The 14,512-nt window shown below is 52.0% G+C and carries 16 protein-coding genes; 6 read left to right on the forward strand and 10 right to left on the reverse strand.

From position 1 onward, the window contains the following. The first annotated feature begins 310 nt into the window (after positions 1-310). Positions 311-481, forward strand: a complete 171-nt coding sequence (locus DP119_RS15900; RefSeq protein ID WP_167399241.1) for a hypothetical protein — start codon at positions 311-313, stop codon at positions 479-481. Between the two features lie 52 nt (positions 482-533). Here the strand turns inward: DP119_RS15900 and DP119_RS13820 are convergent, their stop codons facing one another. The 3 genes from DP119_RS13820 to DP119_RS15905 form a co-directional block, all read right to left on the reverse strand. Next, positions 534-1,016, reverse strand: coding sequence for a YehS family protein (locus tag DP119_RS13820; protein WP_112233716.1), 483 nt, complete (start codon positions 1,014-1,016; stop codon positions 534-536). An 88-nt stretch (positions 1,017-1,104) separates the two neighbouring features. Continuing rightward, positions 1,105-2,712, reverse strand: a complete 1,608-nt coding sequence (locus DP119_RS13825; protein ID WP_276308721.1) for a class I adenylate-forming enzyme family protein — start codon at positions 2,710-2,712, stop codon at positions 1,105-1,107. Between the two features lie 88 nt (positions 2,713-2,800). Further along, entirely contained in the window at positions 2,801-2,938 is a 138-nt protein-coding gene (locus tag DP119_RS15905) for a hypothetical protein (RefSeq protein ID WP_167399242.1), read from the reverse strand. A 135-nt stretch (positions 2,939-3,073) separates the two neighbouring features. Between DP119_RS15905 and DP119_RS13830 the strand changes: the two genes are divergently transcribed. From DP119_RS13830 to DP119_RS13845, 4 genes are all read left to right on the forward strand, one after another. Then, complete coding sequence (locus DP119_RS13830; RefSeq protein WP_112233718.1) at positions 3,074-3,535, forward strand: BsuPI-related putative proteinase inhibitor; 462 nt, start codon at positions 3,074-3,076, stop codon at positions 3,533-3,535. A gap of 114 nt (positions 3,536-3,649) precedes the next feature. Next, the gene (mug, locus tag DP119_RS13835; RefSeq protein ID WP_112233719.1) at positions 3,650-4,168 is read left to right on the forward strand and encodes a G/U mismatch-specific DNA glycosylase; all 519 of its coding nucleotides are present in this window, start codon (positions 3,650-3,652) and stop codon (positions 4,166-4,168) included. Positions 4,169-4,350: 182 nt separating this feature from the next. Then, a complete protein-coding gene (locus DP119_RS13840) occupies positions 4,351-4,809 on the forward strand; it encodes a DUF2798 domain-containing protein (RefSeq protein ID WP_146747875.1) in 459 nt (152 codons plus the stop codon). Between the two features lie 90 nt (positions 4,810-4,899). Beyond that, complete coding sequence (locus DP119_RS13845) at positions 4,900-5,649, forward strand: SDR family NAD(P)-dependent oxidoreductase (protein WP_112233721.1); 750 nt, start codon at positions 4,900-4,902, stop codon at positions 5,647-5,649. A gap of 39 nt (positions 5,650-5,688) precedes the next feature. Here DP119_RS13845 and DP119_RS13850 read toward each other — a convergent pair whose 3' ends face one another. Then, complete coding sequence (locus DP119_RS13850; protein WP_112233722.1) at positions 5,689-6,465, reverse strand: SDR family NAD(P)-dependent oxidoreductase; 777 nt, start codon at positions 6,463-6,465, stop codon at positions 5,689-5,691. A 16-nt stretch (positions 6,466-6,481) separates the two neighbouring features. Then, positions 6,482-8,047, reverse strand: a complete 1,566-nt coding sequence (locus DP119_RS13855) for an AMP-binding protein (RefSeq protein WP_112233747.1) — start codon at positions 8,045-8,047, stop codon at positions 6,482-6,484. A gap of 499 nt (positions 8,048-8,546) precedes the next feature. Between DP119_RS13855 and DP119_RS13860 the strand changes: the two genes are divergently transcribed. After that, positions 8,547-9,137: a TetR/AcrR family transcriptional regulator gene (locus DP119_RS13860; protein WP_240616448.1), complete on the forward strand. Its 591-nt coding sequence runs from the start codon at positions 8,547-8,549 to the stop codon at positions 9,135-9,137. A 46-nt stretch (positions 9,138-9,183) separates the two neighbouring features. Here DP119_RS13860 and DP119_RS13865 read toward each other — a convergent pair whose 3' ends face one another. The 5 genes from DP119_RS13865 to DP119_RS13885 all read right to left on the reverse strand — a co-directional run bounded on the left by DP119_RS13865 (position 9,184) and on the right by DP119_RS13885 (position 14,420). Further along, positions 9,184-10,173 carry an SPFH domain-containing protein gene (locus DP119_RS13865; RefSeq protein ID WP_112233724.1) on the reverse strand — a complete coding sequence of 330 codons (990 nt, stop codon included), beginning with the start codon at positions 10,171-10,173 and terminating at the stop codon, positions 9,184-9,186. A gap of 29 nt (positions 10,174-10,202) precedes the next feature. Continuing rightward, positions 10,203-10,982, reverse strand: a complete 780-nt coding sequence (locus tag DP119_RS13870) for a TPM domain-containing protein (protein WP_240616449.1) — start codon at positions 10,980-10,982, stop codon at positions 10,203-10,205. Then, positions 10,979-12,007 (reverse strand): TFIIB-type zinc ribbon-containing protein, encoded by a 1,029-nt coding sequence (locus DP119_RS13875; protein WP_112233725.1) that lies wholly within the window; start codon positions 12,005-12,007, stop codon positions 10,979-10,981. Before DP119_RS13875 ends, DP119_RS13870 begins: the two co-directional genes overlap by 4 nt. 48 nt (positions 12,008-12,055) lie before the next feature. Further along, positions 12,056-12,772: a PspA/IM30 family protein gene (locus DP119_RS13880; protein WP_112233726.1), complete on the reverse strand. Its 717-nt coding sequence runs from the start codon at positions 12,770-12,772 to the stop codon at positions 12,056-12,058. A gap of 229 nt (positions 12,773-13,001) precedes the next feature. Beyond that, entirely contained in the window at positions 13,002-14,420 is a 1,419-nt protein-coding gene (locus DP119_RS13885) for a YfcC family protein (protein WP_112233727.1), read from the reverse strand. Positions 14,421-14,512: the final 92 nt, after the last annotated feature.

Consider the following 14,512-nt stretch of genomic DNA (forward strand, 5'->3'; position numbering starts at 1 on the left):
TAATCATCTTCGTAAATTCGAATTGAACAGCACACGAAATTTCTCTGTAATTATCAAGTCCAGCTAAGCGTCGCCACCAGCGGATGAAGACACCTAACAGTGACATTTCTTTGCATATAATATCCAATGAAATCTTAAAGCCGAACCGCGCTCACGGGCGAGCCGAAGCAATGAGACAAGTGTTCTTCTTGACTCATTGCGGGAGGACAGCCCAAAGCCGGAGGCGGCTGCTTTATGATGAAATCATCAATGAACAATCTATCTCACTCACTTGTTTCATTTGCCAACACCACTAAAAAGGAGGAATTGCATGTTCTATTTCCTGGTTCCGATCGCTGTTGTGGTGGGCTTTGGCTTGATCATCGACCGCAAACGCAGAACTTCCGCCTATTACGGCAAGCCGGCCCATCCGGACGCCAAGCCCGGCGACAGCTCGAATTATACGATGGGCGACAACCGCTACACGAGCGGTGGCGAATAAGCGCCGATCAAAAAAGGCCGCGGCACCCGATTCGGGATGCTGCGGCTTTTCGTTACGGGCGATAATTGAGCGTGATGCCTTTGAGGAGATTGCGCATGAGCTGGTCGCCCAGTTCCTTGTAGTTTTTATGGCCTTCTTTGCGGAGAAAGGCGCCGAGTTCGCCTTTGGAGACATTGATCCCGGCCAACTTCCATAAATCGAGCAAATCTTCGCTTGTCAATTCCAGCGCGATGCGCAGCTTTTTCAACACCAGGTTGTTGACGTGCTCGCCGCTTACTTCGGGCGGTCCGGCATTTCCGGGTTTCGGCCCGCGGTTGAAGGTGATCAGCCCGTTCAAGAAGCGTTCCAATTGGTCGTTTGCCAGCGGGATATTGTCTTCTGCCCCTTCGTCGTCCGGTTCCGGCGTTTTCGTTAAAATCAATGGTACATCGACGGCGTCCACTTTTTCGCCGCCGAGTGCGAAGATTTCTTTTACGTCACTATTTTTCAAGTCCAGCGCATAGCGCAGCCGGATCAGGATATCGTTATTGTCCATGTGAAGAATCCTCCTGCCGTGTTCTATTCAAATCCTGTTCCATCATAACACAGAGAAAAGGCGCCCCGTAGCTTCAGGGCGCCTTTTTTCAGCGTTCGATAAACGTATGGCGGAACCACGTGTATTCGCTGATGTGCAGCTCGCGCAGCTGGTATTTCAAGATCTTCCCTGAAGCGTTGCGCGGAAGTTCGTCTGCAAACCTGAACTTTTTCGGCGCTTTATGATGCGGTAAATGCTCGAGCAAGTATTCGGAAAGCGCTTCTTCATCGATCGGTGACCCGTCTTTCGGGACGATGACGACACCGACGATTTCGCCCCATTCTTCTTCCGGTATGCCGACGGTCGCCGCTTCCTGGACTTGCGGATGGCGATTCAGCACTTGTTCGATTTCGATCGAATAAATATTATTCCCTGCAGAAATGATGCGGTCGGATTTGCGGTCGACAAGCGTAATATAGCCATCTTCATCGATTGTTGCCAAATCCCCTGTCAACAACCAGCTATCCCGGAAGGCTTCCTTGGTTTCTTCCGGCATATTGTAATACGACTTCATGATCGTCTCGCCGCGCATGATGAATTCGCCGACTTGGCCAGGCGCGACGTCATTCATTTCCTCATCGACCACACGGACATGGGTCATATACATCGACTTGCCGCCAGCCCCCTCTTTATGGGCATGCTCACTTGGCAGCAAATAGACGCCTCCCGGTCCCCCTTCAGTGAGGAAGCATAAATTATAGAATTGCTCGTGGCCAAAGAATTTCATGGCCCGCGCGACAAGGCCATTTGGCATCGGGTCGGTCCCGTACATGCATTTCCGGACCGTCCCCAGATCATATGCGCTCTCAGGCGCCTCCAATAAGGCATGATACATATCCGGAAGCCCGAAAAACACCGTACAGCCGTCCTGTTGGATTGCGCCCAATACATCCCTGGCCGCGAATTCACGCAGAATGGTTTGCGGAATGCCGAGCATGACCCCAGTCACGAGAAATAGATTGAGCTGGGAAGGATGGAAAAACGGCGCAGCATGAAGCAAGCGATCGCCGTGGTTGACGCCCGTCCCGAGAATGAACGAAGTGCTGACGTTGACGATGCGCTGGTGGTCAAAAAGCGCTCCCTTAGGCGGCCCGGTCGTCCCTGAGGTGTACAGGATTTCCGCATCGTCTTCCGGCAAGATTTCGACTTTTGGCTCCGAGCGGTCATCGTCCAGAACTTCTCCCCAACTGAGGTGCGCTTCTTCTTGTGCTTTTGGATAGACGATCACCTGATGCAGCAGATCGTCCAATTCCTTCGCTTCCGCCACCAAGCTTTCGAATTCATTGTCGCAAAACACATAGGCCGCATCCGACTGGCCGAATAGATAGCCCGCTTCCTCGGCATTAAGCCTGTAATTGACAGGGACCACGACACCGCCTGCTTTCAATACGGCAAAGAACGCCATGACATAAGCATCCGAATTCTTCATGAACAAGGCCACTTTATCGCCCTTTGCAATCCCTTCCCGCAACAGGCCATTCGCCAAGCGATTCACTTCCGTGTTCAATTCCTGATACGTATAGGGCTTCCCTTCAAAATTCAATGCCATCAAATCGGGCTGCCGCGTTGCATTCATCGTCAACGATGTTGTAATGTTCATCTCCCATTCCTCCTTTGTTTGCTCATGAATCTCCCCTTCTGCCTGATCGGTAGTCATTCAATATTATAATATTCTGAAAATATAGTCAATGTGCCAACAATTGGAAATTAAAAAAAGACTCTTTCCAGAGCCTTCCTCATGCGCATTAATTCATGAATAAATAGATGATATACAAGGGAATCAATCCCATCGCCATGTATTTTGCGACGGTGAATGTGCTCATCCCCAAACATTTCATCTTAGCCGCCAGCGCTTCACGGAAATCATTGAATAATCCGGGCATTACAACGCCCTCCTTCAGGGTATAGTGCTAGTATAGGACAGCAAGAAGGCCCAAGAACAGCGAAATGCTCTCGTTACTGTAACTTTTTGCGGCCTTTTGCGGTCTACTCTATAGATAAAGAAGGGGGCGAACCCGATGATGCGAAAGGCCGCAATCAGCTGGCTAATGGTTTTGATCGCCGCTATGGTACTTGCTTCATGCGGCACCGAAAGTGACAATCTGCCGGAAGATCCGGATTCAGGGGGTGAAATCATCGAAGGTGAAGTAACATCGGCCATAGAAGAAACCGGCAATGGAACCTACCGCTATACCGTCAAAAACGATACGCAAGAAGCGGTGACATTCAACTTCACAAGCGGGCAGCGCTATGATTTCACGTTGACCGATGAAGAAGGCGTTGAAGTGTTCCGCATGTCATCCGTCAGCATGTATACCCAGGCGCTTGGCGAAGAAATCCTGCGCCAAGGCGAACGGCTCCAATACGATATCCAAGTTCCGGAAGCCAATCTCGAACCAGGCACTTACACGCTTGAAGTGTGGATGACGCCGACAGAAGGCACGAATTATCCAGCCGAAATCGAGCATACGATCGAATAGAAAATACCCGGGCCGGATTCAGCGGTTCGGGTTTTCCAATGAGCTTCGGCATTTTCATCCCCTAACTTTAGCGATACACTAAAAACCACCCTCAACAAGCAAAAGGAGAATTCCATGGAACTTGAACCCATACCCGATCATTTAACAGGCCATCTTGACATCCTTTTTGTCGGATTCAATCCGAGCATCCGCTCAAGCGAAACCGGTTATCATTACGCCAACCCAAACAACCGCTTCTGGAAAATCCTCTTCGAATCCGGGCTGACGCCCAGAAAATACGCGCCTGAGGAAAACCGCGCCTTGCTCGAGCTCGGGTACGGCTTGACGAATATCGTGCCCCGCCCGACCAAAGCGGCGGCCGAGATCACAAAGGAAGAATACAAAGAAGGTGCCGGGCAATTGAAACGAAAAATTGAACACTACCGGCCGAAAGTGGTGTGTTTTGTCGGCAAAGGCGTCTACCTCCAGTTCAGCGGCAAGAAATCGGCGCATTGGGGTAAACAGCCGGATCCGGTCATCCCCGGGGTCATCGAATTCGTCGCCCCTTCTTCCAGCGGATTGGTGCGCATGAAACAAGCGGAGATTGTAGAGATTTACGAAGGCTTGCATCAGTTGATAGACAAAAGTACTTAAAAAGATCCTATAATTCCTTCACAAATCAGACACTTACGAAACCCTCTTCCCTATTGCTATAGTGTTGGAATGGCTGTTGAAACAACAGCTCTTCCCAGTCTGATCGCTGGGAGCCAATACAATAGAAACGGGGAACACCCATGCAACAAGACAAATGACTGCCTCATAACGGCAAAGAAGGATTGCTTTACGGCTCGCTTATATTGACGATGACCGTCCTGTTGATGACCAGCTACAGCGTGCTGCTTTACACCGGCCATTTCACGATGGAAACAATGTGGATGATCTTCAAAATCATTCCCGTCATGTGGATCATCGCCATGATTTTAGAAGGAGCGGTCTTCGGAAGGATTGCCGAAGCGCTGACAGGAAAACTGACGCACAGCTCGTCGTCCTTCCATAAGAAGATCTTATTGCGCATCGTGTTCACGGTCATCGGCATGTCAGTCGCGATGACGTTTATCGGCGATTTGGTCGTCAACGGGTTCCATCATGAGATCTTCAGCAATTGGCTCGCCAATTGGCCGCGCAACTTCCTCATCGTCCTGATCGCTGAAAGCCTGCTCATCCAACCGCTGGCCCGCCTCGCGATGGTGAAGCTTCATGAGTCAAAAGACCGGAAAGCCGCAAGCGCCCAATAAGCCCAGGCCTCCCGCTATCCATATTGATTATCCGGCCTTTATTACGGGTAAACAAAGGAATGGAACAACCAGCACAAGGAGGAGATTTCAATGGCAAAAACGGCAATCGTCACAGGGGGCGGCAGCGGGCTAGGACAATCGACAGCGCTGCGCCTGGCACAGGAAGGCATTAATATCGCAGTGGTCGACATCAGTGAAAAAGGCGGCAATGAGACCGTCCAAAAAGTGAAAGAGCTCGGGCCGGACGCCATCTTCATCAAAGCGGACGTTTCCCAAGCACAAGAGGTTAAAAACTACGTCGATAAAACGGTTGAACATTTCGGCTCCATCGATTATTTCTTCAATAACGCAGGCATTTCAGGAAGCGGCAAATACTTCCTGGAAACCGACATAAAAGAAATCGAACAAATCGTCGGCATTAACTTGCTCGGCGCTTTATACGGCCTTCGCTACGTCGCGGAAGTGATGGTGAAAAACGGCGGGGGCTCGATCGTCAATACCGCATCGAGCGCCGGGGTCATCGGACAGGATACCGTCGTCACCTATTCCGCAACCAAGCACGGCATCGTCGGCATGACGAAATCACTCGTCGCCGAATACGCTAAAGACGGCTTGCGCGTCAATGCAGTCGCACCGGGGCCAACGGAAACCCCGATGGTCAAAGCGTATTTCGACGCCAATCCCGAAATGAAGAAAAATGCTGAAGCGGGCATCCCGCAAAAACGCCTCGGCACAGCGGACGAAGTCGCTGAACTCGTGGCGTTCCTGCTTACATCAAAAGCGCAATACATCAACGGCGACGTCATCCGCATCGATGGCGGCTTCACCAGCACGAAATAAGCCTAAAAAGGTTCCAGGAAAATTCCTGGAACCTTTTTCTTATGCGCCGATTCCTGCTCCGCCGCATACTTTCAATACTTCACCTGTCACATAACTCGCGCTTGGCGAGGCCAAATAGGCGACTGCCTCACCGATATCTTCCGGCTGCCCCGGCCGCTTGATCGATTGCAGCTCCAGCGGATAATTGACGCCTTTCGTGATGGCGGTCTCAACCGGTCCCGGCGCGACGCTATTGACCGTGATGCCGAACTCGCCCACTTCTTTTGCGACCAATTTCGTGAAGGCGATGATGCCGCCTTTCGACGCAGCATAGGCAGGGCCTGAACGCCCTTGCCGTTCGCCGTCTTCGCCGTAGGAAATGGCGCCGCCCATCATGCCCGAAATCGAACTGATGTTGATGACGCGCCCGCTTCCCTGATTGACCATATGCGGATAGATGGCCGCCTGGGTGAACAAGAACGTGCCGCGCAGATTCGTCTCGATGTCGCGGCTCCAATCCTCATCGGTCATGTCTTTTAAATTCAGACGAGAGACAGTGCCGGCGTTATTGACGACAATGTCGATTCCGCCAAATTCCTCTACCGTTTCGTGAATCGCTTGTTCGACTTGCGCCCGGTCGCGGACGTCCACTTGCAGCGCCAACACACGGATGCCGGGAAATTCCGATTCAAGCTGTTGTTTTGCTTCGCCGCAATCCAGGATATCCGCCAGGACGACCGCAGCTCCCCGTTTCGCGAGTGATTTCGCGCAGGCAAAGCCGATGCCCCGTGCGCTTCCTGTAACGAGTGCCACTTGATTTTTCAATGAGCCCTCCATCAACACATCTCCTTTCCTATTCGTCCAATTTCTTCAATTCCAGTTCCTTCAGTTTATGCTTTTGGATTTTGCCGACGGAGGTGCGGGGGAAGTCTTCGACAAACTCGATCGCTGACGGCACTTTGAACTTGGCCAGCTGGCCTTTGCAGTAATCGATCACTTCCTGTTCCGTCGCCGTCTGCCCCTGTTTCAGGATGACGAATGCTTTCAGTGCTTCATCATGCATCGCATCCGGAATACCGATGGCAATCGCTTCATAGACAGCCGGGTGCTCCATGATGACATTTTCCACTTCGCTCGCCGCGACATTCTCGCCGGCACGTTTGATCATGTCCTTTTGGCGGTCGACGAAATAATAGAACCCGTCCGCCGATTTGCGTGCTTTGTCGCCTGTATGGAGCCAGCCGTTTTGCAAAGTTTGGCTGGTCGCTTCCGGATTGTTGAAATAGCCTTTCATGATCGTCTTTCCGGGGATGCCTTCAAGCAAGATTTCGCCCGGCTCCCCTTCCGGCACTTCATGGCCGTCTTCATCGATCAGCTTGATGCGCGAGCCTGCGATCGGCTTGCCGATGCCGGCATTGTCCTTTTCCCCTGTTAACGGATTCATCAAAGGCGGCGCAATCGTTTCCGTCATGCCGTAGATCTGGTAAAGCGAAGTGTTATAGCGTTCTTCAAACGCCTTCAATTCTTTTGCTGTCACCGACTGGGCAAAAATGACAGCACGCAGCTTATTATTGCGTTCCTCTTCATCATAGCGCTGTGCAAGGATCATGCGGATCGGCGCCGCGAACAGCGAACCTAGCGTAGCCCCTAAACGCTGGACTTGGCGCCCGTAGCGGCTTGCACTGAAGCGTTCCGTAATCGCGACGCTGCCCCCGGCAACCAGGCTCGGCATGATCATATAATATTGGCCGTTGCCATGGAACATCGGCAAGACGACAAGCGCACGGTCTTGTTCCGTAAAGCCGATATGCCCTGCCACAGCCTGGCCCGTGTAAATATAATTGGCATGTGTAATGAGACAGCCTTTCGGTTTCGATGTCGTTCCGGAAGTGTACAAAATGGCCGCCACGTCTTCCGGCTGGATATCCGCTTCCGGCACTTTGCCTGAAAACTCGCTCATCATTTTGTTGACGCTTTCAAATTCTCCCGGCTCGTCCATACGCGCCAGGACAATCTGCCGCAGCTTCGGAAGGTTCCCCTGGATGGCTTTGAATTTTTCGATATACTCCGCTTCCGTGATGAGCATGACCGATTCCGAATGGCCGATCAAGTATTCCATTTCCGCGCCAGCCGACAGGATATTGGTCGGCACCATGATGGCGCCGAGCTTTGCGAGCGCGAACCAGCACACGACGAATTCCGCGGAATTCGGCAAATGGAGCGTCACTTTATCTCCCTTGCGTATGCCCCGTTCATAAAGCGCACCGCTGAACTTTTCCACCCGCTCCAAAAATTCTCCGTAGCTGTATTCCGTCACTTGCTGTTTATTGTCTTCGAAAATCAGGAATGGCTGCTCGCTGTGTTTTTCGCATTGGGCGTTTAGGAGATCGATTAATGTCAGTTCCGCTGTCAAAATCATCAACATCCTCTCTCATCTTGTCAATTCCATAGACCGCAGTCTATAATCTATAGACTATAGTCTATTCAATCCAACAGAGCTTTGTCAATTATTTTCAAACAATTCAGTCGAATTATAGAACACACTCCATTACAGATACCTTTGTTATTTGAAATTCTACTGTAGACGATATTCCGCAAAACAGCTGGCTTTCCTGGGGGCTTGCGCTGAACTAATTCGGGCTTACTGCCCGAATGGATTTCAGCACTTCGCTAATCCCCAAGGAGTCTGCGCTGTTTTGCTCCATATCTATTGAATAGTTCAGATGAAAAGAAGTGGAAGGCGGCGACTCCTGCGGGAATAGCATGAGTCTTGAGACCCCGCAGGAAGCGAAGCGACCGAGGAGGCTCAAGCCATGCCCGCGGAAAGCGTCCGCCTGAAACGACTTCATCACTTTCTTTTACTATACCGATATCTCTCATTAGTGTTATATGCTTAAACTAGAAGAAAGGTGGCCAATATGACGAGCAGACAGGAAAAAGCGATTGAAACGAAAAAACGCATCCTCCGCACGGCGCTGGCATTGTTCAGCGAAAAGGGCTTTGACCGGGTGTCGGTTGATGAAATCGTCCGGAAAAGCGAAGCATCCAAAGGGGCGTTCTATGGGCATTTTACGTCTAAATACGATATCTTCCTTGAAAAATTCAAGGAAATCGATCAATTTTACAGTGCCTTCCAGGAAAGCCTGCCGGAAAGTTTGTCCGCGGAACAGAAGATCCGCAAGCTCGCGATCGCCCAAATGGAGTATTTACGGGATGAAATGGGACGGGATGGAATCCGTTCGCTCTATGCCTATGCACTCACCCCATCCGTCGATAATTACCTGTCCGATACGGAGCGCCCGCTTTATGCCATTCTTGAAACCATGATTTCCGAAGGCCAGCAAAGCGGTGAATTGACGTCCTCCCTGAAGCCCGGCCGCCTGGCGCTGCTCCTCTCCCGCAGCATGCGCGGAACGCTTTATGACTGGGCGATCTTCGGGGGCGACTTCGATTTGGCCGATGAAATCGACAGCGCCCTCGAGCTATTGTTCCACGGAATCCGGCAATAAGCACAAAAAGGAAGAGCGCCGCCCTTGGCACTCTTCCTTTTTGTGCTTATTCCACCAGCTTCTGACCGCAGTTCGGGCAGAATTTGGCGCCACTCACTTTCTCGCCGCAATTCGGGCAGAAGTTCGGGCCTTGCTGTTTGCCAGTGTTGCCTGCAGAGGCGGCAGAACCGCCGCCCGGTTGTTTGCTCGCACCGGCTGATTCTTTTTGACCGTCCATCATCTCTTTGGCGATGTTCATCCCCATCATCATGCCGGCCATATCGGACGCGGTATTCGATCCCGTGGATTTGCCCATCGCATCCGCGACGGAAATCTGCTGGTACTTCGAGACATCGCCGACCATTCCGTGTGATGCGCTTTTGTTGATCATGTCCTGGATTTCTTTCGGATAGTTGAAGCTCATCACTTGGAAGCCGGTCACTTTCATGCCGTCGTCCATGATTTCCATGTTCAAATCATCTTGGATGCCCTGGCCGATTTCATGGGCATTCGACTGCAAATTGAACATGTCCTTGCCTTCACGCGTGATCCATTTCATCAATAATTGGTCGAGCCGCGCCGTAATCCGCAGCTGGACATCTTCGACCAGGTAGCTTTGTTTGACGCCTGCAACTTTGTCTATCAAATTGACGTAATCGTTCACTTTGAAATGGAAGGTGCCGTTCGCGCGGATCGGCATGCCGCCCGGAAGTTGCGGCGCAGGGATATTGATCGGGCTTTTCGTGCCCCATTTGACGGTGAATTCCTTCGTATTGACGAACAGCACTTCGACCCGCATGCCGCTGTTGAAGCCGAAACGGAAACCTTTCAAGGTCGACAAAAACGGCACGATTTCGGAGACGATGTCGTACTCGCCTTCTTGTTCGAAAATCCCTTCTATCTTGCCGTTGTTGAGGAAAATCGCATCCTGGCCTGGCCGGATGATCAACCGGCTACCTTTCTTGATTTCCTTATTCGTCCATTTCCAAAAAATCATGTCGTCGCGGAATTCTTCCCATTCCACCACATCTGAAAATTGATTGCCGAAAAATGCCATGTTCTTCATTCCTTCCTTCTTTCGATTGCCTAGAAGCTGCGGCCGCCACCGCTGAATGAACGCCCACCGCCGGTCATGCCGCCGCCTCCGCCGAACCCGCCGCCATCCTTATTCTTCGGAATCTTGCGCCGTGTCACGGTTTTATTGCGGAACCGGTCGCTATGGCTGCGCACGCGCGTATGGTCCCGGTCGACATATGTTCCTGGGGTTGTCGTCACCCTTCCGCCAGCATTGTAGAGCATCGATCCGACGACAATGCCTGCGAGCAGCAAGGCAACCGCCAAGTGAAACCAGGTTTTCAGGAAAATGCTCTCCGGGTTGACGCCCGGCCGGTATTCCATGTATTCACTTGAAGTGACGATGGTTTCTTCGAACGCACCGGCATAATCGCCCGAACGCATTTCAGGGATGATCCGGTCAAGCACAAGATCGACACGTTCCGAATCCAGCGTCCGTTCTGCCGTGCCGAAGCCGGCAAGATACACTTCGCGCCCGCCGATATCGATCGTCAAGAGCACTGCATCTTCCCGCCCGGTGCTGTCGGCGCGCCTGTCGAAGAAGTCACCCATATAGCCTTCGATGGATTGCCCTCCGGTACTGTCGGTCGTCAAGAACAGAAAATCCACGCCTTGTTCCGCGCCGTATCGTTCCGCCAATGCTTCCAGTTCCTGCGCTTCCCCGGCACTGAGCAAGCCGGCTTCGTCGTGGATCAAGTCACCGGCCTGTGCTGAAACGGATAGCCCGCCAATGAAAAACAACAGCAAAATCAACATGGGCACCCGCGCCAGTTTGCTTAAAAAATCCCTCACCACAAGACACCCCCTACCGCGAAGGCGATGGCTTTCATCGCCACAAAGCTCGATGTGGCGATGCCGGTGAACCACAGGGCGACTTTGCCGGCGCTGATCGGCGGCTTGCCGACCACTTTGCCGGTCTGGCCGTTCATCGCAAAGGTATGTTCTTTATTGTCGAAATCGTAATACACCATCCACACCGGGAATAAAGTGTAATAGACTCTCTTTTTTTGCGCATCGATCTGCTTGTTCGTGTAGCTGACCGATGAATAGCCCGAAATGGTCGTGCTGATATAGGCGTCGATATACGGGACGATCTTCGATTCGACGCGGGAAAACAATTGCTCGTCGTCGAAATCGTATTTCTCTGCCAGGAAGCCTGCCAAATACGGCATGCGGAAATCTTTCAATTCGCTGTAATCGTAAGGCTCCAGTTTATCCATCAGCACATCGTCCATTTTTTCGGAAGCATCCGCAGGCACTTTCAAATAGCTCAGATCGATTTCCCGGAATACATCATAAAAATTCGTTTCCGTATAGACCGTATCGCCGCTTTGATAGGTCCGGACCTGCGTGCCGATCGCCTGGATATGGGCTTCGCCTTCGATATCGTAAAGCCAGAACGGCACATACATGCCGGTCATTTTCTTGATGCGGTCGCCGCTCATGAAGCCGCGTGGCGTCAAGCGCCCGCCGCGCGTCCACTTCTTGAAGGCTGCGACGGCTTCGTCTTTGCTGACGGTGAACGGAATGACTTTGGCCGGGGCGAGATCTCCCGTCAACCGGTCTGCCAATACGACCGGCGCCCCGCAGAAGCTGCAATGGGTCGCGGTCGTTTCCGCTTCAGTGAGGATAATCGCCCCGCAGTTTTCGCAATGGTATTCTTTCGCTTCGCCTTCATCGAATTTCCGTTCGATGTTCTGTTCCGGAAAGGTCTCGATATTTTCTTCGTGTCCGCAGCTCGGGCAGCTTAAATGGCCCGAGTCGCTGTCGAACGCCATATCGGCTCCGCAATTCGGGCATTTATAATGGATGACCAAACGAGTTTCCTCCCTTCGTGCTTCAGGATCCTATCCGCAACCCGGATATTACTCGCCCTTATTCACTTGGCTCTTCAGCGCTTCGAGTTCATCATCCACGTTGATGCCGTTTTTCAAGGATGCCAATTCATCGTCGACATTCGGGCCGTCATCGTATTTTTTCGCCAAGTCCTTGATGCTCGTCTCGGAACTTTTATTGAGTTCAGCCATCGCTGCCGATTCGTCCAATTGCTGGTTGATTTTCTTCTCCATCGCATCGAATGCCGAAATGCGTTCGCCTGCCCCTCCGACACTGGACGCGAAATCATTCATACGCTGCTGCGTCTTCGCAACTGCCGCTTTGCCTTTCAGTTCCTGGCGACGCGATTCAAGCTCGCCGATATCGCTCTCTAATTTATCGTGCATTTGGCGCATCTGCTGCGTATTCGTCGCCGCGAGTTCGACCGCCGTCTCTTTATCCGTCACGCGTTCCGACAGTTCCGCCTTGCGCTGGAGGAATTTCCGGGCGTCGTCTTCGTTGCCCGCTTCAAGCGCCTTGACTGCGTAGCGTTGCATATCGTCCATTTCTTTCTTCAACTCATCAAGTTCGCGGCGTTCGCGTTTCTCTGCCGCCATGATCGCGGCCGTCTCGGATTTCACTTTGCCGAGGTCGCTATTCAAGTCGCGCAAATACTGGTCGATCATCTTCTCCGGGTCTTCCGCCTTGTCCAGCATTGCGTGGATATTGCTCGTCATGATATCTCTGAAACGTTTTAGGATTTCCATTATTCATTCTCCTCTTCCATTGATTTATTAGGCCATGACACAAGCCTTCTTACCTGTCAGATTACCCTTTGAACCGAACACTTAACCCTTCCAGCCAAGTCGATGGCGGAATAGTATGAATACGGAAGAGCGCTTGGATCGGTTTCATTTGATTGCCCTGAAATGAAAAGAACCGTCCCCTGGCGCCGGTGAAAAAGCGCTGGAAACGGTATGGTTTACAGAAAACGAATCACATCGGGCCGTATTCGATGAACTGCGCAATGATGAGCGCCACGACGGCAACCGAATACCATACGATCAATAACGGGAAAATGAACTTCAGCCATTTCTCCCAACGGATGCCGCCGACAGCGAGCGTCGCCATGAAGTAGCCGGATGTCGGATAGAAAATATTCGTGAAGCCGTCACCGAGCAGGAATGCCAAGACCGCCGTCTGGCGGGTGACGCCGCTGATATCGGACAAGCCGGTCATGATCGGCATCGTCACCATCGCCTGACCGCTTCCCGATGGAATGAGGAAGTTGAGCGCTGCCTGGACGATGAGCATGAACACAGCCGTCAACGAATCCGGCATGATGCTGACGAATTCGCCGAGTGCGTAAATGATCGTGTCCATGATATCCCCGGCATCGAGGACGACCGCGATGCCGCGCGCGATGCCGACAACGATGGCGCCGAGCAGGATCTTTTTGAACCCTTCGTTGAAGGCATCCGCAATTTCGGAAGGCTTGAGACCTGCGACAAGCCCTGCCGTGATGCCGATCAAGGCATAAAGGCCGGTCAATTCACGGAAATACCATCCGTAATTCAAGAGCCCAAAGAGCAGGACGCCGAATGCCGCGAACAAAGTGAAAGCCGTCCACGCCTGGCGTTTGGTCGCCTTCACCGGAGCCATGTCTTCCACTTCCGGCTCAACCTCGTTTTCATCAAAGACGATGCTCAGCTCTGGATTATTATGGACTTTCTTGGCATAGCGCCACACATAAGCCACCCCGGCCAGCATGACGACCGCCAAGAGCACGATCCGGAAACCGATGCCGGAATACAGCGGCAGTTCCGCAATTTCATGCGCCACCCCGAGGTTAGCCGGAATCGCAAGAGCGACAGAAAACCCGGCAATGGTCGAGACAAGCACGATGGCCGCAGCGGTGATACGGTCAAAACCGAGTTTTAAGACGAGTGGCAAAATCGCGGGCAGATAGATGAGCGACATCTCGACTTGCCCCGTGAAAGTCGTAAACAGTGCAAACGGCAGCATCAATGTCGGGATGATCCATAAGCCTTTATCGGAAAACTTGCTGGCAAGCTTATTGACGCCGAGCGCAATCACACCGGTCCGTTCGATAACCGCGAACATGCCGCCGATCATGATGATCCCGAAAATGATCTCGGCTGTCTGGATAAAGCCGTCCGGAATCGCAAACATAAATTCAAAGAAGGTCACCGGGGACGATTCGGCGTATTCGAATGTACCTGGCACGATGACCTCCGCGCCGCTATCATTCGCCTGCCGCTCGAACTGCCCGGCTGGGATGATATAGCTCGCAAGCGAAGCGAGTGCGATCATGATGAAGAGAATGACGAAAATATGGGGCACTTTCAATTTACTTTTTTTCTTCGGTTCCTTTGTTTCCGTGTTTTGTACCATTGGACCCCTCCTAATTATCTGAAAATTGATTCTAGTTTATACTATATCGGCGGAATCGACGCGCCAATTCCAAAGAATATGGATTTAGTCCT

Source organism: Planococcus maitriensis (genome assembly GCF_003289925.1).
GTDB classification, from domain to species: Bacteria; Bacillota; Bacilli; order Bacillales_A; family Planococcaceae; genus Planococcus; species Planococcus maitriensis.

Bases quoted from the DNA above. Each gene is read 5' to 3' on its own strand.
- DP119_RS13855 (WP_112233747.1), bottom strand. From the start codon at position 8,047: ATGATTTTGACAGCGGAACTGACATTAATCGATCTCCTAAACGCCCAA.
- DP119_RS13860 (WP_240616448.1), top strand. From the start codon at position 8,547: ATGACGAGCAGACAGGAAAAAGCGATTGAAACGAAAAAACGCATCCTC.
- DP119_RS13865 (WP_112233724.1), bottom strand. From the start codon at position 10,173: ATGGCATTTTTCGGCAATCAATTTTCAGATGTGGTGGAATGGGAAGAA.
- mug (WP_112233719.1), top strand. From the start codon at position 3,650: ATGGAACTTGAACCCATACCCGATCATTTAACAGGCCATCTTGACATC.
- DP119_RS15905 (WP_167399242.1), bottom strand. From the start codon at position 2,938: ATGCCCGGATTATTCAATGATTTCCGTGAAGCGCTGGCGGCTAAGATG.
- DP119_RS13830 (WP_112233718.1), top strand. From the start codon at position 3,074: ATGATGCGAAAGGCCGCAATCAGCTGGCTAATGGTTTTGATCGCCGCT.
- DP119_RS13845 (WP_112233721.1), top strand. From the start codon at position 4,900: ATGGCAAAAACGGCAATCGTCACAGGGGGCGGCAGCGGGCTAGGACAA.
- DP119_RS13825 (WP_276308721.1), bottom strand. From the start codon at position 2,712: ATGACTACCGATCAGGCAGAAGGGGAGATTCATGAGCAAACAAAGGAG.
- DP119_RS15900 (WP_167399241.1), top strand. From the start codon at position 311: ATGTTCTATTTCCTGGTTCCGATCGCTGTTGTGGTGGGCTTTGGCTTG.
- DP119_RS13880 (WP_112233726.1), bottom strand. From the start codon at position 12,772: ATGGAAATCCTAAAACGTTTCAGAGATATCATGACGAGCAATATCCAC.
- DP119_RS13885 (WP_112233727.1), bottom strand. From the start codon at position 14,420: ATGGTACAAAACACGGAAACAAAGGAACCGAAGAAAAAAAGTAAATTG.
- DP119_RS13850 (WP_112233722.1), bottom strand. From the start codon at position 6,465: ATGGAGGGCTCATTGAAAAATCAAGTGGCACTCGTTACAGGAAGCGCA.
- DP119_RS13820 (WP_112233716.1), bottom strand. From the start codon at position 1,016: ATGGACAATAACGATATCCTGATCCGGCTGCGCTATGCGCTGGACTTG.